The organism is Pseudomonas sp. DNDY-54, assembly GCF_019880365.1.
GTDB lineage: Bacteria > Pseudomonadota > Gammaproteobacteria > Pseudomonadales > Pseudomonadaceae > Stutzerimonas > Stutzerimonas stutzeri_P.
Window position 1 is genome coordinate 1098829 of sequence record NZ_CP082271.1, and the last position, 22184, is coordinate 1121012.

At 60.8% G+C, this 22184-nt stretch carries 18 protein-coding genes; 2 read left to right on the forward strand and 16 right to left on the reverse strand.

Annotated features, from left to right (window positions below; translation table 11 throughout):
- Positions 1-87: 87 nt before the first annotated feature.
- From K4O48_RS05185 to puuE, 5 genes are all read right to left on the reverse strand, one after another.
- The gene (locus K4O48_RS05185; protein WP_222911005.1) at positions 88-1341 is read right to left on the reverse strand and encodes a urate hydroxylase PuuD; all 1254 of its coding nucleotides are present in this window, start codon (positions 1339-1341) and stop codon (positions 88-90) included.
- Between the two features lie 135 nt (positions 1342-1476).
- The gene (locus K4O48_RS05190) at positions 1477-2001 is read right to left on the reverse strand and encodes an ureidoglycolate lyase (RefSeq protein WP_222911006.1); all 525 of its coding nucleotides are present in this window, start codon (positions 1999-2001) and stop codon (positions 1477-1479) included.
- Between the two features lie 246 nt (positions 2002-2247).
- Positions 2248-3243, reverse strand: coding sequence for an allantoicase (gene alc / locus K4O48_RS05195; protein WP_222911007.1), 996 nt, complete (start codon positions 3241-3243; stop codon positions 2248-2250).
- Positions 3244-3283: 40 nt separating this feature from the next.
- Complete coding sequence (uraD, locus tag K4O48_RS05200; protein WP_222911008.1) at positions 3284-3799, reverse strand: 2-oxo-4-hydroxy-4-carboxy-5-ureidoimidazoline decarboxylase; 516 nt, start codon at positions 3797-3799, stop codon at positions 3284-3286.
- On the reverse strand, positions 3796-4728 hold the full coding sequence (gene puuE, locus K4O48_RS05205) for an allantoinase PuuE (RefSeq protein ID WP_222911009.1): 933 nt from the start codon (positions 4726-4728) through the stop codon (positions 3796-3798). The genes uraD and puuE overlap by 4 nt, the downstream gene beginning before the upstream one ends.
- Positions 4729-5086: 358 nt before the next feature.
- Between puuE and uraH the strand changes: the two genes are divergently transcribed.
- Positions 5087-5440: a hydroxyisourate hydrolase gene (gene uraH, locus K4O48_RS05210; protein WP_222911997.1), complete on the forward strand. Its 354-nt coding sequence runs from the start codon at positions 5087-5089 to the stop codon at positions 5438-5440.
- A 515-nt stretch (positions 5441-5955) separates the two neighbouring features.
- Here uraH and K4O48_RS05215 read toward each other — a convergent pair.
- Positions 5956-6582: a LysE family translocator gene (locus tag K4O48_RS05215; protein ID WP_222911010.1), complete on the reverse strand. Its 627-nt coding sequence runs from the start codon at positions 6580-6582 to the stop codon at positions 5956-5958.
- Positions 6583-6733: 151 nt separating this feature from the next.
- The gene (locus K4O48_RS05220) at positions 6734-8080 is read right to left on the reverse strand and encodes an NCS2 family permease (protein ID WP_222911011.1); all 1347 of its coding nucleotides are present in this window, start codon (positions 8078-8080) and stop codon (positions 6734-6736) included.
- Positions 8081-8445: 365 nt separating this feature from the next.
- Here K4O48_RS05220 and K4O48_RS05225 point away from each other — a divergent pair, with 365 nt between their 5' ends.
- Entirely contained in the window at positions 8446-9210 is a 765-nt protein-coding gene (locus tag K4O48_RS05225) for a GntR family transcriptional regulator (protein ID WP_222911012.1), read from the forward strand.
- Between the two features lie 1046 nt (positions 9211-10256).
- On the opposite strand, the gene guaD is transcribed toward K4O48_RS05225, so the two are convergent.
- The 9 genes from guaD to livH form a co-directional block, all read right to left on the reverse strand.
- Positions 10257-11561: a guanine deaminase gene (guaD, locus tag K4O48_RS05230; protein WP_222911013.1), complete on the reverse strand. Its 1305-nt coding sequence runs from the start codon at positions 11559-11561 to the stop codon at positions 10257-10259.
- A gap of 178 nt (positions 11562-11739) precedes the next feature.
- Positions 11740-12588 (reverse strand): xanthine dehydrogenase accessory protein XdhC, encoded by an 849-nt coding sequence (gene xdhC / locus K4O48_RS05235; protein ID WP_222911014.1) that lies wholly within the window; start codon positions 12586-12588, stop codon positions 11740-11742.
- Positions 12589-12775: 187 nt separating this feature from the next.
- Positions 12776-15166 carry a xanthine dehydrogenase molybdopterin binding subunit gene (gene xdhB, locus K4O48_RS05240; RefSeq protein ID WP_222911015.1) on the reverse strand — a complete coding sequence of 797 codons (2391 nt, stop codon included), beginning with the start codon at positions 15164-15166 and terminating at the stop codon, positions 12776-12778.
- On the reverse strand, positions 15159-16598 hold the full coding sequence (gene xdhA, locus K4O48_RS05245; protein ID WP_222911016.1) for a xanthine dehydrogenase small subunit: 1440 nt from the start codon (positions 16596-16598) through the stop codon (positions 15159-15161). The genes xdhB and xdhA overlap by 8 nt, the downstream gene beginning before the upstream one ends.
- A 256-nt stretch (positions 16599-16854) precedes the next feature.
- Positions 16855-18210: an 8-oxoguanine deaminase gene (locus K4O48_RS05250; RefSeq protein WP_222911017.1), complete on the reverse strand. Its 1356-nt coding sequence runs from the start codon at positions 18208-18210 to the stop codon at positions 16855-16857.
- Between the two features lie 184 nt (positions 18211-18394).
- A complete protein-coding gene (locus K4O48_RS05255) occupies positions 18395-19096 on the reverse strand; it encodes an ABC transporter ATP-binding protein (protein WP_222911018.1) in 702 nt (233 codons plus the stop codon).
- Positions 19097-19098: 2 nt separating this feature from the next.
- A complete protein-coding gene (livG, locus tag K4O48_RS05260) occupies positions 19099-19866 on the reverse strand; it encodes a high-affinity branched-chain amino acid ABC transporter ATP-binding protein LivG (protein WP_222911019.1) in 768 nt (255 codons plus the stop codon).
- Entirely contained in the window at positions 19863-21119 is a 1257-nt protein-coding gene (locus K4O48_RS05265; protein ID WP_222911020.1) for a high-affinity branched-chain amino acid ABC transporter permease LivM, read from the reverse strand. Before K4O48_RS05265 ends, livG begins: the two co-directional genes overlap by 4 nt.
- Positions 21116-22039 (reverse strand): high-affinity branched-chain amino acid ABC transporter permease LivH, encoded by a 924-nt coding sequence (gene livH / locus K4O48_RS05270; protein ID WP_073302524.1) that lies wholly within the window; start codon positions 22037-22039, stop codon positions 21116-21118. Before livH ends, K4O48_RS05265 begins: the two co-directional genes overlap by 4 nt.
- Between the last annotated feature and the right edge of the window lie 145 nt (positions 22040-22184).

Here is a 22184-nt window from a genome sequence, read left to right on the forward strand (position 1 = left end):
TCCTGGCTCGTCTGTTTGCTCGATTGCCCCATGCCGAATTGGAGGGCGAAAAAAAGCCGCGCTCGAAAGCGCGGCTGCTGGCAGCGATCACTCGATCGGGGCGCCCTTGTCGATCCAGGCGCCGAGCAGGTCGCGCTCTTCCTGGGTCATGTTGGTCATGTTGCCCAGCGGCATGATCTGGCTGGCGACCGACTGCGCGTGGATCTTCGCCGCCTGCTGGCGGATCTGCTCTGGCGTATCGAACATCACGCCTGCGGGCGCTGCGCTGAACAGCGGGCTGCTCGGCTGAGCGGCGTGGCACGTGGTGCAGCGCTCGTTGATGATGCGATGGACTTCGGCGAATGCGCTGTTGCCGGCCTGCTCGGCCGGCGTTGCTGCAGCGGCCTGTTGTGCCTCAATGCTCTGCTCGCGCGGGCTGGTCGGCACGGCGTTGGGTACGCCACCCTGACGGTTGGGCGCGGTGACGAATGCCAGACAGATCATGCCAACCGCGGCGGCCGGCAGTGCCCAGGCGAAACGATTGCTGTCGTGACGGGTGTTGAAGTAATGGCGCACCAGTACGGCCATCACCGAGATACCGGCCAGGATCAGCCAGTTGTACTGGCTGCCGTAGGTGCTCGGGAAGTGGTTGCTGATCATGATGAACAGCACGGGCAGGGTGAAGTAGTTGTTGTGACGCGAGCGCAGCAGGCCTTTTGCGGGGAGGACCGGGTCGGGCGTGCGGTTCTGCTCGATAGCCGCTACCAGCGCGCGCTGGGCCGGCATGATGATGCGGAACACGTTGCCGACCATGATGGTGCCGATCAGCGCGCCGGTGTGGATATAGGCCGCACGACCGCTGAAGACTTGGGAATAAGCCCAGGCGGCGAAGATCACCAGGATGAACAGCACCAGGCCGAGCAGCGCGGGCTTCTTACCCAGGGGCGAATCGCAGAGCAGGTCGTAGACGAACCAGCCGACGATCAACGAACCAAAGCCGATGGCGATCGCCATGGCCGGCGCCAGATCACTGCCCGGCGCGATCAGGTACAGGGATGGATTGAGGTAGTAAACGACCATCAGCAGGGCAACACCCGAGAGCCAGGTGGTGTAGGCCTCCCATTTGAACCAGTGCAGGTTCTCCGGCATCTGTGGCGGAGCCAGCTTGTACTTTTCCAGGTGATAGATACCGCCGCCATGGATCGCCCAAAGATCGCCGGAGAGGCCATCGCGGGGGTTGGCGCGGTTAAGGTTGTTTTCCAGCCAGACGAAGTAGAACGAGGCGCCGATCCAGGCGACACCAACGATCATGTGAATCCAGCGAATAGTAAGGTTCAGCCATTCGGTCAGATGTGCTTCCACGATAATTACCTCTTGCACGGCCGGCGCGCCAACCGATGTTTCTTCTTATTCGACTCGTCGCAAGTGTTCCGCTTGCTCTGAAGCACGCCTGTTCGGTGGCGGCGATGTGAGCCGCGCCGATGAGCACTTCGATGATCAGCGGGTCGCTTGCTCGGAGTCCCGGTGGGGGTCGAGGAGAAGCTGCTCGTCCTCGGTGAAAAAATGCTCGTCGCAGTTGTTGCCAGAACCGCTGCGATCGACCACCAGGAATTCATCCCGCTTTTCGATCGTCAGCACCGGGTGGTGCCAGACGCCGCGGTGGTAATTGACGCCCTGCCTGCCGTTGCTGCGGAAGGCGCGGACGTTACCCGGTACAGGTGCATCGCCAAGTGGCGCGACCACGACCAGAAAGGGATTGCCGAGCAGCGGAATGAAAGCCTGGCTGCCCTGCGGATGTCGTTCGAGCATGCGAATGACCAACGGCATCTCCAGCGCGTCGGCGGCGAAAATACTGATGATGGCCTGATCGTCCGGCTGCGCGGTCTCGACCGACGCCAGCTTGTGATAGCGGCGGGTGGAACCGTTATTGATCATGAAGTAGTCGCTGCCTTCGGTTTCGATGACATCACCGAAGGGGGCAAAGGCTTCCTTGGTCAGCGGTTCGATCTTGAGTGTGCGCATGCTGTGCTCGTATATGTTTGCTGTTTTGTAAGCCACCGTCTTGGGGGCAGGTTTCGGTGGGCTGAAGCCCACCCTACAGAACTGATTTGTGGGGGCGGTGCCGTTGAGGCGGTTAGGACCGTAGGGTGGGCTTCAGCCCACCTTGGCTCCGTGGCTAATGTGGGCTAAGCCAGTCTTCGGAGCTGGTGGGCTAAAGCCCACCCTACGGCCGATTCGGCGGCTATTACGCCAAATGGCGTCGCCTTCTTACTTCACCGCCTTGCCGAACAAGCGCAGCCGGCTCACACCACCGTCCGGGAAGATGTTCAGGCGTACGTGAGTGATCGGGCCGAGCTTGGCGATCTGCTCGCTGAACTCGTGCTCGGCGTGCATTTCCAGCTTCTGGCTCGGCAGCAGCTCGCGCCAGAACAGGCTCTGGGTTTCGATCTGGCTGTCGGTACCGCCTTTAACGTAGGCCGCCTGAATGCTGCAGCTGTCCGGGTAGTTACCCTTGAAGTGCAGGGTGTCCACAACGATGCGTTCAATTTCGCCGGGCGCGCCCAGCGCGACGATGACCCAGTCATTGCCCGGTGTGCGGCGGCGGGCGGTTTCCCAGCCATCGCCCATGTTGATGCCGCGACCCGGGTTGAGAATGTTGCTCATACGACCGAAATGCTCGTCCGAGCAGGCCAGTGCGCGACCACCATTGAGCGCCGAGGCCAGGTCGAGCTGCTCGTTGTCGCCCACGCGGCTCCAGTCGCGGTACGGAATGCCATGCACGCGCAGACGAGCCACGCCGCCGTCCGGGTAGATGTTGAAGCGCAGGTGGCTGACCGGCTTGTCGAACGCGATTTCGTGGTAGTGATGGCTGTTGCCTTGCAGCTCTACCGCGGGAAGGATTTCAGTCCACTGGGTGTTGTCGTCCGGGTCGCCTTCGGCGAGGAAGCAGGCTTCCAGCGAGGCAGACGGCGGGAAGTTGCCGGTGAAGAAGCTGGTGTCGATGTCGACGCCCTTGACCGAGCCGGGTACGCCGAGGCGAATGACCGCTTGGTCGAAGCCTTCGAAGCGCTTACGGCGCGACTCCCAGCCATCCATCCACTTGCCGTTGTCATCGAACACGCCCTCCTTCCATACGGCCGGCGTCGGCTGGAACAGCCGGTTGACGTCGGCAAACCAATCGTCTGTGACGGAAATGGCTTTGGTGCCCAGGCGGGCGTCAGCCAGGTTGACGTATTTTTCGAAAGGTACGGCGTAGCTCTTCATACGTTGTTCTTCTCTTCGTGTCGTCTGATGGGTCTCTTGCTTACATCGCCTGCAGACGGAACAGTGCGATTTTGTTGATCTCAGCCAGGGCGCGTGCAAATTCCTGATCCTGCGAGTTGTGCATGCGCTCTTCGAACGCCGCCAGGATCTGGTGCCGGTTACTGCCTTTGACGGCCATGATGAAGATGAAGCCGAACTTCGCCTTATAGGCATCGTTCAGTTCGGTAAAGCGGGCGAATTCTTCCGGGGTGCATTCATGAATGCCGGCCCCGGCCTGTTCTGCGGTGCTTGAGGCGGTCAACTCGCCACGTACCGCGGCCTTGCCGGCAAGGTCCGGGTGGGCATTGATCAGTGCCAGCTGGGTGTCGTGGTGCGCGGCCAGCATCGCCTGTGACATGCGGGTGTGCATCACCTCGACGTAATCGAGCGTCTCGTCCACGCCTGCCTGATACACGGTGTCCGCCACCCAAGGCGAGTGCTCGTAGACGTCGGCAAAGGTTGCGATAAAGGTGTCGCGGTCGAGGGTGGAGGGCTTGATGGTTTTGAAGGGTGTCATTGGCTGCGTTCCTGGGTGAAGGGGTGGGCCGAGTGCCAGTGACGGGCAATGTCGACACGGCGGGCAAACCACACCTGCTCGTGACCCTTGGCGTACTCGATGAAGCGCTGCAGCGCGGCCAGGCGTGCGGGGCGGCCGAGCAGGCGGCAATGCATGCCAATGGACAACATCTTCGGCGCGCCCTCACAGCCTTCGGCGTAGAGCACGTCGAAGGCGTCCTTTAGGTATTCGTAGAAGTCGTCACCCTTGTTGAAGCCCTGCACCTGGGTGAAGCGCATGTCGTTGGTATCCAGCGTGTAGGGGATTACCAGATGCGGCTTGTCCGGCGTCGACTCCGGGTCCCAGTAGGGCAGGTCGTCGTCGTAGGTGTCGGAGTCGTATAGGAATCCGCCTTCTTCGCGAACCAGACGCCGGGTGTTGGGACCGGTACGGCCGGTGTACCAGCCCAGCGGACGTTCACCGGTGATGTCGGTGAGGATGCGGATGGCCTCGAGCATGTGTTCACGCTCTTGCGCCTCGTCCATGTACTGGTAGTCGATCCAGCGATAGCCGTGGCTGCAGATGTCGTGACCGTCGGCGACCATGGCCTTGATCACATCCGGGTGGCGCTGCGCGGCCATCGCTACGGCAAAGATGGTCAGCGGGATGTCGTGCTTGCGGAACAACTTGAGCAGGCGCCAGACGCCGGCACGGCTACCGTATTCGTAGAGCGACTCCATGCTCATGTTGCGCACGCCCTGCAACGGCTGAGCGGCCACCATCTCGGACAGGAAGGCTTCGGATTCCTTGTCACCATGCAGCACACAACGCTCCCCGCCTTCTTCGTAATTGAGTACGAAGGACAGGGCGATGCGGGCATTGCCCGGCCATTGCGGATGGGGTGGATTCTCGGCGTAGCCGATGAGATCGCGAGGGTAGTCAGCGCTCACTGTTGTTATTCCTTATCTGATCCGCGGGTCGCCGCTGCGAGATACTGGGCGACCGTCATGGACCAATTGTATACAAAATGATTTGCAGTTTGTAAATCAAAAACCTGAAAATCTATTCGTCATGGTCTCTGGACAGGCCCTCTTCTTTCATGAGTCGTCTCTTAGGCTCGCTAAGCAGCCCCTTGAGAGTGATAGTGACCAGCAGAAAGTGGGCCAAAATGACTTGGCTGAAAACTGTGTACAATTTTCGTTGAAACTGTCTTTGCTTTTTTAGACAGGATGCTATGCTCGACCCATTTCCACCATTCACCACCAAGAGGAGGCGAGCATTGGCGATTGATCGTTGATGCTGAAATCTATGGGACGTCTGACTACTCATGTACTGGATGCCGCTCACGGCTGCCCAGGCAGCAATATCAGCATCGAACTCTATCGCGTTGAAGACGAGCGCCTGGAACTGGTGACGACGCGACAAACAAACAGCGACGGCCGTTGCGACGCCCCTCTGCTGGAAGGTGACAACTATCGTTCCGGCGTATACCAGCTGCAGTTCGCGGCTGGCGATTACTACCGCGGGCGAGGTGTTGTGCTGCCGGAGCCGGCTTTCTTGGATGTAGTGGTGCTGCGTTTCGGCATTAGCGCTGAGCAGGATCATTACCATGTGCCGCTTTTGATTTCGCCGTATAGCTACTCGACTTATCGGGGTAGCTGATGGCTCCTGCCGTGTCTGCAGCGACACGGCAGTATGTCTCCCATGCGTGAAACTTTGACTCCCCTGAGTCCCCGACCCGCCTTGATGGCGGGTTTTTTTATTGAGACGGCTGCCTGGTTGGTACGCGCAGCATGCTCGCGGAGCTCCGTAGGGTGGGCTTTAGCCCACCGAAAGAACGCACTTCGCCGCCGGTGGGCTGAAGCCCACCCTACGGCACTTGCTGGGCGACTGGCAGCGGTGTGGGCGGCGCTGAACTTCAGCCCGAGCGACAAGTGCTCGTCGGCACCGATTCATGGCTGGTGCTCGCTTGTAATGGACTCAGCTCCGTAGGGTGGGCTTTAGCCCACCGAAAGAACGCACTTCGCCGCCGGTGGGCTGAAGCCCACCCTACGGTACTTGCTGGGCGACTGGCAGCGGTGTGGGCGGCGCTGAACTTCAGCCCGTGCGACAAGTGCTTGTCGGCACCGATTCGTGGCAGGTGCTCGCGTGTAATGGACTCAGCCTCCTCAGCGTCCTCAGCGACTCATCAATGAAGCCGCCCCCGCGCCCCCAAACAGCGCAGCGCTGGTCCGGTTGAACCAAACCTGCCCTTTACCCGTGCGCAGATAGCGCGCCGCGCCATGCGCCCCCAGCCCGTAGGCCAGCTTGCAGCATAGGTCCAGCGCCGCCCAGGTCAGAATCATCACCAGCAGTTGCGGCATGAACGGGCGATCAGCGCTGAGAAACTGTGGCAGAAAGGCGGCAAAGAAGAGGATGTCCTTGGGGTTGCTGGCGCCAAGCCCGAATGCCCGCCAGAAGAGCTGACGAAACCGCGGGCTGACCTCTGCAGTCGTCACGCTGGGCCCGCTGGCGGGGCGGCGGGATTCCTGCCAGCTCTGCCAGGCGAGATAGAAAAGGTAGAGCGCACCGACGATCTTCAACAGGCTGAACACTTGCTCCGATGCCAGCAGAAGGGCGCCGAGCCCGAGGGCGGAGGCGCTGAGCAGGCAGATCGATGCACTGACCCCGCCGACGAAAGCCGGCCAGGAGCGCCGCAGCCCGTAGTTGAGGCTGTTGCTGATCATCAGAAGCGACAGCGGGCCGGGGATCAGAATGACCACCAGCGCCGCGCTTGCAAACAACAACCAGGTCTCCAGACTCATTTCGGTGCTCCTCGACAGGTCTTACGGTCAGATATCCGGGCTGCCGGACGCCGCAGGCATTCTCTTGCGACATGGGCCCGGGTTAAACGTGCATCGGTGAAAACGGCAAAGCCCCACCGCTGACGCGGTGGGGCCTATGGATTCGCGCAGCTTACAGAAACGCGAATTTTGCGATAAAGACCGCACAGAGCACATACAGGCTGATCGAGACCTTGTCGTGCTGACCGGTCAGCAGCTTGAGGGTCGCGTAGGTCAAAAAGCCCAGCGCAATCCCGTTTGCGATTGAAAACGTCAGCGGCATCATGACCACGGTGACAATTGCCGGAATCGTGTCGGTGTGATCTTTCCAGTCGATATTCGCCAGGCCGCTCATCATCAACATAGCGACATAGATCAGCGCTCCGGCTGTGGCATACGCAGGGATCATGCCGGCCAGGGGAGCGAAGAACATCGCAACCAAAAACAGCGCGCCCACGGTGACAGCAGTCAGCCCGGTGCGACCGCCCGCCGCCACACCTGAAGCACTCTCAACGTAGCTCGTCACCGGTGGGCAGCCAACAAAGGCACCCACGACACTCGAGGTGCTGTCCGCTTTTAGTGCACGCGAAAGGTTCTGAATCTTCCCATCGTCGTCGACCAGATGCGCGCGGTGTGCGACGCCCATGAGGGTGCCAGCCGTGTCGAACATGTTCACGAAGAGGAACGCCAGGACCACACTGATCATCGCCACATTCAGGGCGCCGGCGATGTCCATGGCCAACCAGGTTGGCGCCAGGCTGGGCGGCATCGAAACCAGGCCGTTGTACTCGACCAACCCCATCGCCCAGCCGATACCGGTGACCACCAGCATGCTCAGCAGAATCGCGCCGAAGACGTTGCGGTGGCTAAGCACGGCGATCATCAAAAAGCAGATTGCCGCGAGCAGCGCGTTGGGGTCGCTGAACGAGCCCATGGTCAACAGTGTGGCAGGGCTGTCGACGACGATGCCGGCGGTCTTCAGGCCGATCAGCCCAAGAAACAACCCGACCCCGGCACCCATGGCAAAGCGCAGGCTCATCGGGATGCTGTTGAGCAACCACTCACGCAAGCGTGAGAGGCTCATGATCATGAACAGGATGCCAGAGAGGAATACCGCGCCGAGCGCGATTTCCCAGCTGTAACCCATCTCGCCAACGACCGTGTAGGTGAAAAATGCGTTCAGTCCCATGCCCGGCGCGAGACCGACCGGCCAGTTGGCGTACAAACCCATCAGCAGACAGCCGAGCGCTGCGCCGATACAGGTCGCAACGAACGCGGCGCCGTGATCGATGCCGGCATCGGCCATGATGTTGGGGTTGACGAAGATGATGTAGGCCATGGTGACGAAGGTCGTCAGGCCGGCGAGCAGTTCGGTCTTGACGCTGGTCCGGTGGGCGCTGAGTTTGAAGAGTCGGTCGAGCAAACCGGCATTCTTCGTTGGCAGCCCGAGGGTCTGCGGATCCTGCTTGGTGGTTTCCACAAGGTGTTCCTCATCGTTCTTGTTGTCTATCACCCAGAGCGGTGCTCTCGAGGGCAGGTGATGGTGAGGGCTCTTTCTGTTCGGATTTTTTGACCGAAAGGTCAGGAAGGCTTGACGCGATTATGCTTTTGTATACAAGAATTGCAACCGGATTTCCTTTAAAGACTACTGACGGTGCGAGTCTGGATACGGATAGGTGCTAAATCGATGCGTTGTAGTCGTGCTCAGCATTGAGTCTGGCGCAGCTTATTCAAGGATTGTGCACAATATTGGCTGTTTTATTTTGCTGTTTTACGTTCGTAGACTGCCAGCCGCTTGCCTAAAGCAGTAAAGTTCGGTCTGCCGATCTCCCCACGCGAGTCACCATGAACGAACAGTTGCAGCCTTTGAAAAAGCCGACACGAAACGGCAAGGCCCGTACCGGGACCCAGGACGACATCGTTTACGCGCATATCTTCGACGCCATTCTCGAGCAACGCCTGGCGCCGGGCACCAAGCTCAGCGAAGAAGCACTGGGCGAGATCTTCGGTGTCAGCCGCACCATCATTCGCCGCGCGCTATCGCGTTTGGCTCATGAAGGGGTTGTGTTATTGCGCCCGAATCGCGGCGCGGTGGTGGCCAGCCCCAGCGTCGAAGAAGCCCGGCAAATCTTCTTTGCCAGGCGAATGGTTGAGCGCGCCATCACCGAACTCGCGGTCCTGCACGCGACTGCTGAGCAGTTGGCGGAGCTGCGGCAAATGGTGACTGACGAGCAGGATTGCTTCGCTCGCGGCGATCGCGGCGCCGGTATTCGCCTGTCTGGCGAATTTCACCTGAAGCTGGCCGAGGCGGCGAAGAACGCGCCGTTGGTGAGCTTCCAGCGCAGCCTCGTTTCGCAGACCTCGCTGATCATCGCTCAGTACGAGAGTGGCAACCGCTCGCATTGCTCGTTCGACGAACATAACGAGCTCATCGATGCCATCTCCGCGCGCGACAGCGATAAAGCTGTCAGCCTGATGATGCACCACATGGATCACATCGACAGCAAGCTCAACCTGGATGAAGACAGCGCGTCGGATGACCTGCACGCCGTCTTCTCGCACATCGTCCAAGGCCAGAAAAAACTGCGCCCGACCAGTCGCAAGGGGTGATCGGTCAGCCTTAGCTGTTCCACATGGCTGACTGAGCCAGCCGTTGCGTTTAGTTAGGTAGGTGGGGTGAGGCTGCGGATCTTGTCCCGGCACAAACCTTCGCAGCGTGGTCGTCAAATCCAGATGGCTTCAGTTAGGTAGGGTGGGCTTCAGCCCGCCAGATCATCCTCGCCCCGTCGCGGTGGGCTGAAGCCCACCCTACAACGAAAGTAAGCCGGCGACATGGCTGCCGGCATGCAGATAGGAAGCCCACCGAATCCCGTTCAGCGCACCACGCCGTATCGGACTCTGCGTTACACAGCGGCGGCCCAGACTTTCTGCCGCACCGAGACGCCTGCGGCTAAGGCTCTTCCACCCCGCGATATGCCAAGCCTTATCGGTTAGGTAGGGTGGGCTTTAGCCCACCAAGGGGTCTGCGCTCCGTCGCGGTGGGCTGAAGCCCACCCTACAACGGGTAAGCCGGGGACATGGCTGCCGACGTGCGGATTGGCAGCTCACCGAAATCCGTTCAGCGCACCACGTCGTATCGGACTCTGCGTTACACAGCGGTGGCCCAGACTTTCTGCCGCAATGAGACGCCTGCGGCTAAGGCTCTTCCACCCCGCGATATGCCAAGCCTTATCAGTTAGGTAGGGTGGGCTTTAGCCCACCAAGGGGTCTGCGCTGCGTCGCGGTGGGCTGAAGCCCACCCTACAACGGGTAAGCCGGGATATGGCTGCCGACACGCGGATAGGCAGCCCACCGAATCCCGTTCAGCGCACCACGTCGTATCGGACTCTGCGTTACACAGCGGTGGCCCAGACTTTCTGCCGCACCGAGACGCCTGCGGCTAAGGCTCTTCCACCCCGCAGCAATGCCAAGCCTTATCAGTTAGGTAGGGTGGGCTTCAGCCCACCAAGGGGGCTCCGCTCCGTCGCAGTGGGCTGAAGCCCACCCTACAATGAATGTAAGCCGGGGACATGGCTGCCGACGTGCGGATTGGCAGTCCACCGAATTCCGTTCAGCGCAACACGCCGTCTCGGACTTAGCGTTACACAGCGGCGGCTTTAGGCTTTGCGGTGCACCGAGACGCCGGCGGCGTAGGTTTCTTTTACCGCCCGGTCATCACCCAGAATCATCAGGGCGAAGAGCTTTTCCTGCAGCGTCGTGGCCTGGCTCAGGCGATAGTTGATCAGGGGCGTTGCCTTGTAGTCGAGCACGACGAAGTCGGCGTCCTTGCCTGGCTTCAGGTTGCCGATCTTGTCGTCGAGATACAGCGCCCGCGCACCGCCCAGGGTCGCCAGGTACAGCGCCTTGAACGCGTCGAGCTTCTGCCCCTGCAACTGCAGCACCTTGTAGGCCTCGTTGAGGCTTTGCAGTTGCGAGAAGCTGGTGCCGCCGCCGACATCCGTGCCCAGGCCCACCCGTACGCCGTAGCCTTCCACCTTGGCCAGGTCGAACAAACCACTGCCGAGAAACAGGTTGGAGGTGGGGCAAAAGGCGACTGCCGAACCCGTCTCGCCGAGGCGCTTGCACTCGTCATCGCACAGGTGGACCCCGTGGGCAAATACCGAGCGTGCGCCGATCAGGCCGTAGTGGTCGTAGACGTCCAGATAGCCCTTACGCTCCGGGAACAACTCCTTGACCCACTCGACCTCCTGCTTGTTCTCGGAGATATGGGTGTGCATGTACAGGTCCGGAAATTCAGCGAACAGCTTGCCGGCGAGGGTCAGTTGCGCCGGCGTGCTGGTCGGCGCGAAGCGCGGAGTGACGGCGTAGTGCAGGCGACCCTTGCCGTGCCAGCGCTCGATCAGTTCCTTGCTGTCGATGTAGCCGGACTCGGCCGTGTCGGTGAGGAAGTCCGGCGCGTTGCGGTCCATCAAAACCTTACCGGCGATCATCCGCAGGTTGAGCTTTTCCGCCGCTTCGAAGAAGGCATCCACCGATTGCTTGTGCACCGTGCCGAACACCAGCGCCGTGGTGGTGCCGTTGCGCAGTAACTCGCCGAGGAACAGATCGGCCTGCTCGCGAGCGTGGGCCATGTCACTGAAGCGTCCTTCGTTGGGAAAGGTGTAGGTTTCCAGCCAGTCCAGCAGTTGCGCGCCGTAGGAGCCGATCACGCCGACCTGCGGGTAATGGATGTGGGTATCGATGAAGCCTGGGGTGATTAGCGCGTCAGGGTACTCGACCACTTCGGTGTCGGCTTTCAGGGTTGGAAGCAGGTCAGCAGCATTGCCGATCTGGGCGATCTTGCCGTCCTCGACAACCAGCAGCCCGTCTTCGAAATATTCGTTAGATTGCTCAATGCCCACCTCACGAGGGTCGGCAAGGCAGTGGAGCAGGGCGGCACGGTAGGCTTTAGCTTGGGACATGGTGGTTCTCAGAATCGATGTGTATGTGTAGTCCGCCCGGTATCAAGAGATGATTCCGAAGGCTCGGGTTCTATTCGTAGGAGCCAGCTTGCTGGCGAAGCTTTAGATTGAGTCCATTCGCGAGCAAGCTCGCTCCTACAGCACCGTCGCGCGCCGCGAGCTGATGCCTTGATGCAGTTCAACCCGCCTGCGAGCGGCGCGATGCTGGTACAAGCATGGGCACCGGCTTTTCACCGTCGACGGTCTTTTCACCGAAGTTGGCGTTGTAGGTGGCGATCACTTCCCCGGCAATGGACACGGCAATCTCGATCGGCAATTTGCCCTTCACGTCGGCAATACCCATCGGGCAGCGCATGCGTTGCACCGTTTCCGGTTGGAAGCCGCGGTCGCGCAAGCGGTGTTCGAATTTGGCGCGTTTGCTCTTCGAACCGATCAGCCCGTAATAGGTAAAATCGTTGCGTTTGAGGATGGCCGCGGTCAGTTCGAGGTCGAGCTGGTGATTGTGGGTCATGACGATGAAGTAACTGCCGGCAGGCATGTTTTCCACCTCGTCTACCACGTCGTCATTGACGACCTTTTCCACCCCGGCAGGAATCTGGGCCGGAAATTCGTTTTCACGCGAATCGATCCAGCGCACCTTGCACGGCAGGCTGGCCAGCAGCGGCACCAGCGCGCGCCCGACATGCCCGGCACCGAACACGGCGATATGCGCCTGCGGCTGGCCCATGGGTTCGAACAAGAGCACGGTGGCGCCTCCGCAGCATTGGCCCAGGCTCGCGCCAAGGGAAAAGCGCTCCAGACGGGTATTGCGGCAGCGGTTTTCCAGCATCTCGCGGGCAATCTCTTGCGCCTTGTATTCCAGGTGGCCGCCGCCGATGGTGTCGTACAGCCGCTCACGGCTGACGACCATCTTCGAGCCGGCGTTGCGTGGCGTTGAGCCACGCTCCTCGATGATGGTCACCAGCACGCAGGGTTCGCCCTGTTGCTGTAGGTCCGCGAGTGCGTCGATCCAGGCCGTGTTGCTCATGGTTTTGTCCCTCGAAGGTGAAAGATGCACCACGCGTCTTCCACCGAAACGATCATGTAATACCCGGTGGGCTAAAGCCCACCCTACACCTGGCCTCGGCTTCCCTCGTAGGGTGGGCTTTAGCCCACCAACGAGGTTTTGCCTATTGGTGTACTGAAGCGGAGCGCCGCCCAGCCCACCCTACAAATTAGGCCGGCGTGGTTTCCGCTGTTGCGACTGCATTAGTAGTCCGCTTCAACGTGCGCATCTGCTCCACACCCCAGAGCACCCGCTCGGGCGTCGCTGGCGCGTCGATCTTCGGTTGGGCCTTGTAGTCAGCCAGGCTCGCCACGGCATCCTTGATCGCGCACCAGACCGAAATCCCGAGCATGAACGGAGGCTCGCCGACGGCTTTGGAATGGAACACCGTGTCCTCGGGGTTCTTGCGGTTCTCCACCAGCTTGACCCGCAGATCCAGCGGCATGTCCGCCACCGCCGGTACTTTGTAGCTCGCCGGGCCGCTGGTCATCAGCTTGCCCTTGTCGTTCCAGACCAGCTCTTCCATGGTCAGCCAGCCCATGCCCTGGACGAAGCCACCTTCGACCTGGCCGATGTCGATGGCCGGATTCAGCGAGGCGCCGACGTCATGCAGGATGTCGCTGCGCAGCATCTTGTACTCGCCGGTCAGGGTGTCGACGATCACTTCCGAACAGGCCGCACCATAGGCGAAGTAGTAGAACGGTCGACCGCGCGCCAGGCTGCGGTCGTAGTAGATTTTCGGCGTGCGATAGAAGCCTGTGGACGACAACGACACCTGACCGAAATAGGCCTGCTGAATCAGCTCGTCAAAGGACACGTACTCGTCGCGAATGCGTACCTGGCCATTCCTGAACTCCACATCTTCTTCGGTCACTTGGTAGTGCCGGGCGGCGAATTCGATCAGGCGCTGCTTGATGGTCTGCGCCGCGTTCTGGGCCGCCTTGCCGTTGAGGTCGGTGCCACTGGAAGCGGCGGTCGGTGAGGTGTTCGGCACCTTGTCGGTATTGGTGGCGGTGATCTGGATGCGGCCAATGTCGACCTGGAACACCTCAGCCACCACCTGGGCCACCTTGGTGTTCAGGCCCTGGCCCATCTCGGTGCCGCCGTGGTTCAGGTGGATGCTGCCGTCGGTATAGACGTGTACCAGCGCGCCGCCCTGGTTGAGAAAGCTGGCGGTAAAGCTGATGCCGAACTTCACCGGCGTCAGCGCCAGGCCTTTTTTCAGGATCGGGCTCTTGGCGTTGAATACGCGGATCTCTTCGCGACGGCGGGCGTACTCGCTGCTGGCTTCAAGCTCGGCTGTCATCTCATCGAGCATGTTGTGCTCGACGGTCTGGTAGTAGGGCGTAACGTTGCGCTCGGTCTTGCCGTAGTAGTTGCGCTTGCGCACCTCCAGCGGGTCTTTGCCGAGCTGGCGTGCCACCGCGTCCATGATCTCCTCAATGGCGACCATGCCTTGCGGGCCACCAAAGCCGCGGTAAGCGGTATTGGAGGCGAGGTTGGTCTTGCAGCGATGGCCATTGATGGTCGCGTCGCCCAGGTAATAGGCGTTGTCGGAGTGGAACATGGCGCGGTCGACAATGGAACCGGACAGGTCCGGTGAGTAACCGCAGTTACCGGCCAGGTCGATCTCGATGCCGTGCAACAGGCCATCGTCATCGAAGCCAACGTCGTACTCGACGTAGAACGGATGACGCTTGCCAGTCATGGTCATGTCTTCCATGCGAGGCAGACGCATCTTGGTCGGGCGGCCGGTGAGGTGTGCGATCACCGCGCACATGCACGCCGGTCCTGCAGCCTGGGTTTCCTTGCCGCCGAAGCCACCGCCCATGCGACGCATGTCGATGACGATCTTGTTCATCGAGACGCCGAGCACTTCTGCAACCAGCTTCTGTACCTCGGTGGGGTTCTGCGTCGAGGTGTAGACGATCATGCCGCCGTCTTCGCTGGGCATGACCGAGGACACCTGCGTTTCCAGGTAGAAGTGCTCCTGCCCGCCGATGTGCAGCGAACCCTGCAGCCGACGCGGTGCGCTGGCCAGGGCAGTGGCCGAGTCGCCGCGCTTGTGGGTGTGGCTGTCGAGCACGAAATGCTTCTTGCGCAGCGCATCGACCACGTCGATCACCGGCTCCAGGTCTTCGTATTCGATGATCGCGGCCATGGCCGCCTTGCGCGCGGTTTCCAGGCTGTCGGCGGCGACGGCAATCGCCGGCTGACCGACGTATTCGACCTTGCCGTCGGCCAGCAGCGGATCACCGGGCATAACGGCGCCAATGTCCAACTGGCCAGGAACGTCCTTGGCGGTAATGGCGATGGCGACACCTGGCACGTCATAGCAGGGGCTGGTATCGATACTGGCGATGCGAGCATGCGCACGATCGCTCATACGCGCATACACGTGCAGCTGGTTGGGGAATTCCAGCCGGTCATCGACGTATACCGCTTCGCCGGTGACATGCTTGGGCGCGCTGTCGTGCTTGACGCTGCGACCGACGCCAGTGACCAGATCCTGAGTGAACATGGCGGCAAGTTCTTCCTGAGTTTTGGTTGGCTTATGCATAGGAAGTGACCCTCGTTTCATAGGTCGGCGCTTGTTGCTCGTGGAAGCATTTGCGCAGCAGGTTCTGTGCGACCAGCAGGCGGTACTCGCGGCTGGCACGGAAGTCGGTCAGCGGCGTGAAGTCTTTTTCCAGCGCCTCGCAGGCCTTTTCGATGGTGTCGGCGTTGAACGGCGCGCCGATCAGTGCTCGTTCACAAGCAGCCGCGCGTTTCGGGATGGCGGCCATACCGCCGAAGGCGAGGCGGGCATCTTCGATGATTCCGTTCTCGAGCTTTAGATCGAACGCGGCGCAGACGGCGGAGATGTCGTCGTCCAGGCGTTTGGAGACCTTGTAGGCGCGGAACACCCGATTGGTCTGGGCACGCGGCACGATGATTTTTTCGATGAACTCGCCCTGTTCACGGGCGGTGACCTTGTAGTCGATGAAGTAGTCCTGCAGCAGCAGAGTGCGGCTGTTGCCACCCTTGCGCAGCACCACTTGAGCACCCAAGGCGATCAGCAGCGGTGGCGAGTCGCCGATGGGCGAGGCGTTGCCGATGTTGCCGCCCAGGGTGCCCTGGTTGCGGATCTGCAGCGAGGCGAAGCGATGCAGCAGTTCGCCGAAGTCCGGATATTCGGTGGCCAGTGCTTCGTAGCAATCGGTTAGCGCAGTGGCGGCGCCGATCTCGATGCTGGTATCGGTGATCTCCACTTTTTTCATTTCGGCGATATGCCCGACGTAGATCATCGCCGGCAGTTCGCGGTGAAATTGGGTGACTTCCAACGCGAGGTCGGTGCCGCCGGCGAGCAGGCGTGCGTCGGGGTTGGCGCTGTAGATCTCGGCGAGGTCGCCCACCGTCAATGGGGACAGGCAACGCTTGTCCCCGCTGTTCAATTCAGCAGTTTCACGCGGCTCGATGGCTTTCAGTTGGGCGATGGTCTCGGCTTCACGGGCATCGAACTGGTCTGGCTGCTTACCGCAGCAGGCCTGTTCGGCGGCTTCAAGAATTGGGCGGTAACCGGTGCAACGGCAGAGGTTGCCGGCCAGGGCTTCATGGGTGTCAGCCTTGTCGTAACCGTCTGCCGACTTCTGCAGGGCGAACAGGCTCATGACAAATCCGGGCGTGCAGAAACCGCACTGCGAGCCGTGGCAATCGACCATCGCCTGCTGAACGCTGTGTAGTTGGCCTTGATGCTTGAGGTCTTCGACGGTGATGAGCTGCTTGCCGTGCAGCGCGGAGACGAAGGTCAGACAGGAATTGAGCGTGCGGTAGCGCAGCTTTTCTCCGTCCAGCTCTCCGACTACGACGGTGCAGGCGCCGCAATCGCCAGAGGCGCATCCTTCTTTGGTGCCAGGCTTGCCGCGATATTCGCGCAGGTATTCCAGCACGGTGGTATTCGGATCGAGTGTCTGCTCACGGCGCAGTTCTCGATTGAGAAGAAACTGGATCAAGGCGGGCCTCCGGGCGTTTTTGTTCTGGGCTCTGGCGGGGGAAATTAGCCTTATCTGACTTTTCGGTCAATAAATACTTGACCCAAAAGTCAACGCGTCAAGCGGACGCACTTTTCCCAGCAATAGCCAGGCCATGGCAGATGCCACCGCTTTGAGTATGGTTCAGGAAAATGATCAGATCACGATGGATACGCCGCAGCGAAAAGCCTCTCACTGCGACGCATGCACCAGGTGGTTTTTGCGGCGATTCAGGTCGTCAGCCGGCTATGAGATCCCGAGCAGCCTGGCTGTGATTGGCGATCAACCCACGGACGTCGAGTCCTTCGATCTGACCGTCGATGACTCGCCACTGGCCGCCAACCATGACGCGATCGGCCCGGTCCGCGCCGCACAGCAGCAATGCGGAGATCGGGTCATGGCTGCCGGAGAAGCGCAGCTCATCGAGCTTGAACAACGCGAGATCGGCCTGCTTGCCAACCGCCAGTTCACCCACGTCATCGCGGCCTAGCAGACGGGCGGAGCCGCGTGTGGCCCAACCCAGCACTCGTTCCGGCGTGATCTGCTCGGCCCCGTAACGCAGCCGCTGGATATACAGTGCCTGACGGGTTTCGAGGATCATGTTAGATGCATCGTTGGAGGCCGAACCGTCCACGCCCAACCCGATCGGCGCGCCGGCGGCCTCCAGCGCGAGGGTAGGGCAGATGCCGGATGCCAATCGCATGTTCGAACTTGGACAGTGGCATATCCCGGTACCCGCTTCGCCCAACCGCTGGATCTCGTCATCGTTGAAGTGAATGCCGTGCGCCAACCAGGTGCGTTCGGACAGCCAGCCGACGCTATCGAGGTAATCAACGGTGCGCAATCCGAAGCGCTGCTTGCAGAACTCTTCTTCATCGAGCGTCTCAGCCAGGTGCGTGTGCAGGCGCACGTCGTGATAGTCGGCGAGCGCGGCGCTGGCTCGCATGATTTCTGGCGTGACTGAAAACGGCGAGCAGGGCGCCAGTGCGATCTGGATTTGAGCGCCGGTGCCGCGCTCGTGATAGCGACTGATCAGCCGCTCGCTGTCCTCCAGAATCGCTTCCGCGGTCTGTACCGTGTGTTGCGGGGGCAGGCCACCGTCGGCTTCTCCGAGGCTCATGGAGCCACGCGTCAGCATGGCGCGCATGCCCAGTTCGCGAACCGCGTCGATCTGTATGTCGATAGCGTTTTCCAGGCCGTCGGGGAACAGGTAGTGATGGTCAGCGGCGGTCGTGCAACCGGAGAGCAGTAGCTCCGCCAATGCCACTTTGCTGGCCAGTGCCAGGCGGTCCGGTGTCAGGCGGGCCCAGACCGGGTAGAGCGTCTTCAGCCAGGGGAAGAGCGGCTGGTTCACCACAGGCGCCCAGGCGCGGGTCAGCGTCTGGTAAAAGTGATGATGGGTGTTGATCAGTCCCGGTAGCACGACATGCTCACGCGCATCGAAGGTGCTGTCGACAGGTGCTGACGGCGATTGCCCGGCATCGAGCAGCTCGACGATAACGCCATCCTCGATGACCAGGCCACCAGGGGCTTGCTGGTCGTTGGCAGTAAACACGACGAGAGGATTTTTGATCCAGATACGGCTGGCAGTCATGGCCGGCGTCTCCTGAGTTGAGTTCAGAATTGCCAGCTCAGTTATGCCCTGTCTGCTGATCCAGGGGGTGCCCTGTTAGGCGGGGCGCGCGCAGAGCACCATAAAGGCTCGTACTCAACTTGTCATCACTTGGGTGCGGGCATGAAAAAGCCGGGCATTGGCCCGGCCTTTTCGATCCCTTCGATCAACCGCCCAGGTAGGCGTCGCGCACCTTGGGGTTGCTCAACAGCTCTTCACCGCTTCCCTGCATCACAATGTGGCCGTTCTCCAGCACGTAGCCGCGATCGGCGAGCTTCAGCGCCTGGTTGGCGTTCTGCTCGACCAGGAAGATGGTTACCCCGTCTTCGCGCAGCTGCTCGATGATCTCGAAGATCTGCTGGATGATGATCGGCGCCAGGCCCAGCGATGGCTCGTCCAGCAACAACAGCTTGGGCTTGCTCATCAAGGCGCGGGCAATGGCGAGCATCTGCTGCTCGCCGCCGGACATGGTGCCGCCGCGCTGCTGGAAGCGCTCTTTCAAGCGGGGAAACAGCAGCAAGACCTTGTCGAGTTGCTCCTGAAAATCCGCCTTGTTGGTGAAAAAGCCACCCATGGCCAGGTTTTCCTCGACGGTCAGGCGGGCAAAGATGCGCCGCCCTTCAGGCACCACCGCAATGTCCTTGCGCATGATGTCGCAGGTCTGTTTGCCGACCAGTTCCTCGCCCTCGAAACGGATGCTGCCCTCGGAGGCCATGGGTGTGCCGCAGAGGGTCATCAGCAGCGTCGATTTACCCGCACCGTTGGCGCCGATCAGCGTGACGATCTCGCCCTTGCGGACCTCGACGTCGACGTTGTGCAGCGCCTGGATCTTGCCGTAGAAGGTCGAGACGTTTTCGAAATACAGCATGGTTACGCCTCTCCCAGATAGGCTTTGATCACATCCGGGTTGTCCCGGATCTGCTCTGGCGTGCCGTCCGCCAAGGGGCAGCCCTGGTTGATCACAACGATATGGTCGGAAATGCTCATGACCAGCTTCATGTCGTGCTCGATGAGCAGCACCGTGACGCCGTGGGAATCGCGCAGCATGCCGATGAGTGCCTTGAGGTCCTCTGTTTCCTTCGGGTTGAGGCCAGCCGCGGGTTCGTCGAGCATGAGAATGCGCGGGCGCGTCATCATGCAGCGCGCAATCTCCAGGCGCCGCTGCTGACCATAGGCGAGCGTGCCGGCCGGCCGGTTGGCGACGTCGGTGAGGTTGACCTGCTCGAGCCAATGCGCGGCGAAGTCCATCGCTTCATGTTCACTCTCGCGGAAGGCCTTGGTCTTTAGCAGTCCGGACAGAAAACCGGTGTTGAGGTGGCGGTGCTGGGCGACCAGCAGGTTCTCAACAGCGGTCATGTCCTTGAACAGGCGAACATTCTGAAAGGTGCGAACCACGCCCTTTCGCGCGATCTTGTGCCCAGGCAGGCCATGGATCGGCTCACCGTTAAGCAGGATCTCGCCTGACGTTGGCTGATAGAAGCCGGTCAGGCAGTTGAATACGGTGGTCTTGCCGGCACCGTTCGGGCCGATCATCGAAACCACCTGTTTGTCTTGTACGCTCAGGCCCACTCCGTTGACGGCCAACAGGCCGCCGAAGCGCATGGTCAGGCCGCGTACTTCAAGAATCGGGCGGCTCATCGCTTCAGCTCCAGGTGCGGGCGTTGCATGGGCAGCAGCCCCTGCGGACGCCAAATCATCATCAGTACCATCAAGGCACCGAACATCAGCATGCGGTACTCGCTGAACTCACGCATCAGTTCGGGCAGCAGGATCATCACGATAGCGGCGAGTATCACGCCTAGTTGTGATCCCATGCCGCCGAGCACGACGATGGCAAGGATGATGGCCGATTCGATGAAGGTGAACGACTCGGGCGAGACCAGGCCCTGACGCGCGGCAAAGAAGCTGCCCGCGAAACCGGCGAAGGTCGCGCCAAGGGTGAACGCGGAAAGCTTGATCACGGTGGGGTTCATGCCCAGCGCGCGGCAGGCAATCTCATCTTCACGCAAGGCTTCCCAGGCGCGGCCAATGGGCATGCGCAGCAGCCGGTTGATCACGAATAGCGTCAGCAGCACCAGCAGCACGGCGATCAGGTAGAGAAAGATCACTTTGTTGATGGACTGGTATTCCAGTCCGAAAAACTCGTGAAACGTCTGCATCCCTTCTGCCGCTCGACGGTCGAACGACAGGCCGAACAGCGTCGGTTTGTCGATGCCGCTGATCCCGTTGGGGCCACCGGTGAGGTCGGTCATATTGCGCAGCAACAGACGGATGATCTCGCCGAAGCCAAGCGTGACGATTGCCAAGTAGTCGCCGCGCAGACGCAGCACCGGAAAGCCCAGCAAGAAGCCGAAAAGTGCAGCCATCGCGCCGGCAATTGGCAGCGCGACCCAGAACCCGATTCCGTAGTAGTGCGAAAGCAGGGCATAGGTGTAGGCGCCAACCGCATAGAAACCGACGTAACCAAGGTCGAGCAGGCCGGCCAGACCGACGACGATGTTCAGGCCGAGGCCGAGCATTACGTAGATCAGGATCAGCGTGGCGATATCCACCGCGCCGCGAGAGCCGAAGAATGGCCAGACCAGCGCGAGCAGAATCAGGCCAATGATGATGTAGCGCTGGGTTGACGGCAGCGTCAGGAAGTTACCTGCGCCGGCAGGTACTCTCGGCAGGTTAGGACTCGCGGCCCAGCCTGCCGCTGCGTGGTGACGGAACAGCTGCCAGAAGAACATGGCAACGGCACACGCGGCGATGATCCAGAAGGTCTTCGCGTCGCTGCCATGGACTTCGAGACGAATACCAACCGTGGTGAGCTTCAGGCCAAAAACCGGTACCGCGACGGCGATGACCAGCAAAGCGCTGAAAAAGGCAGTACGAAGATTGCGGGTCATACCTTTTCAACCTCCGGACGACCAAGGATGCCAGTCGGGCGGAACAGCAACACCAGTACCAGCAGGCTGAATGCGACCACGTCCTTGTATTGGTCACCGAAGATATCGGCACCGAACGCTTCCGCGACCCCCAGCACCAGGCCCCCGAGCATGGCGCCGGGAATGCTGCCGATGCCGCCGAGTACCGCGGCGGTGAACGCCTTGATTCCGGCAAGGAAGCCGATGTGCGGGTTGATCACCCCGTATTGCATGCTGATCAGTACCGCCGCGATTGCGGCAAGTGCGGCGCCAATAACGAAGGTCAAGGCAATGATGCTGTTGGTGTTGATGCCCAGCAGGTTGGCCATCTTCAGGTCTTCAGCGCAGGCGCGGCAGGCGCGGCCCAGGCGGGAGCGGGAGATGAAGAACGTCAGGCCCATCATCGCCACGATGGTGACCACGAAGATCAGCACCTGCATGTAGGAAATCACCACGCCGTTCATGGCACTTTCACCAAAGATGAAGTTGCCAGGCATCAGGTTGGGGATCGCCTTGTCCTTGGAGTCCTGAGACAGCAGGACGACGTTCTGCAGGAAGATCGACATGCCAATGGCGGAGATCAGAGGGATCAGTCGGTTGCTGCCGCGCAGCGGTCGGTAGGCGACCCGCTCGATGCTGTAGCCGTAGGCGCTGGTGACGATCATCGCGGCGGCGAACGCGCCGATCATGAGGATCGGCAATGAATCGAGCCCCATCATGGTCAGGCCGACGATGGCGATAAAGGTGACGTAGGAGCCGATCATGTACACCTCGCCATGGGCGAAGTTGATCATGCCGATGATGCCGTAGACCATCGTGTATCCGATGGCAATCAAGGCATAGGTGCTGCCAACGGTGAGGCCGTTGATCAGCTGTTGGAAGTAGTGGTAAAGCTCAGGCATTACGTTCTCCTGAACACCCGCACTCCTTGCTAGCGTGCCGCTGAAACGCTATCGGCTGGCCGTACTTCGTTGAAAACAGTCCGTTGGGCCCCGCCAGCGAGTTCGTGGTGAACACCTGAGCGGCGCTTGTTCGGCTGTTGTTCTA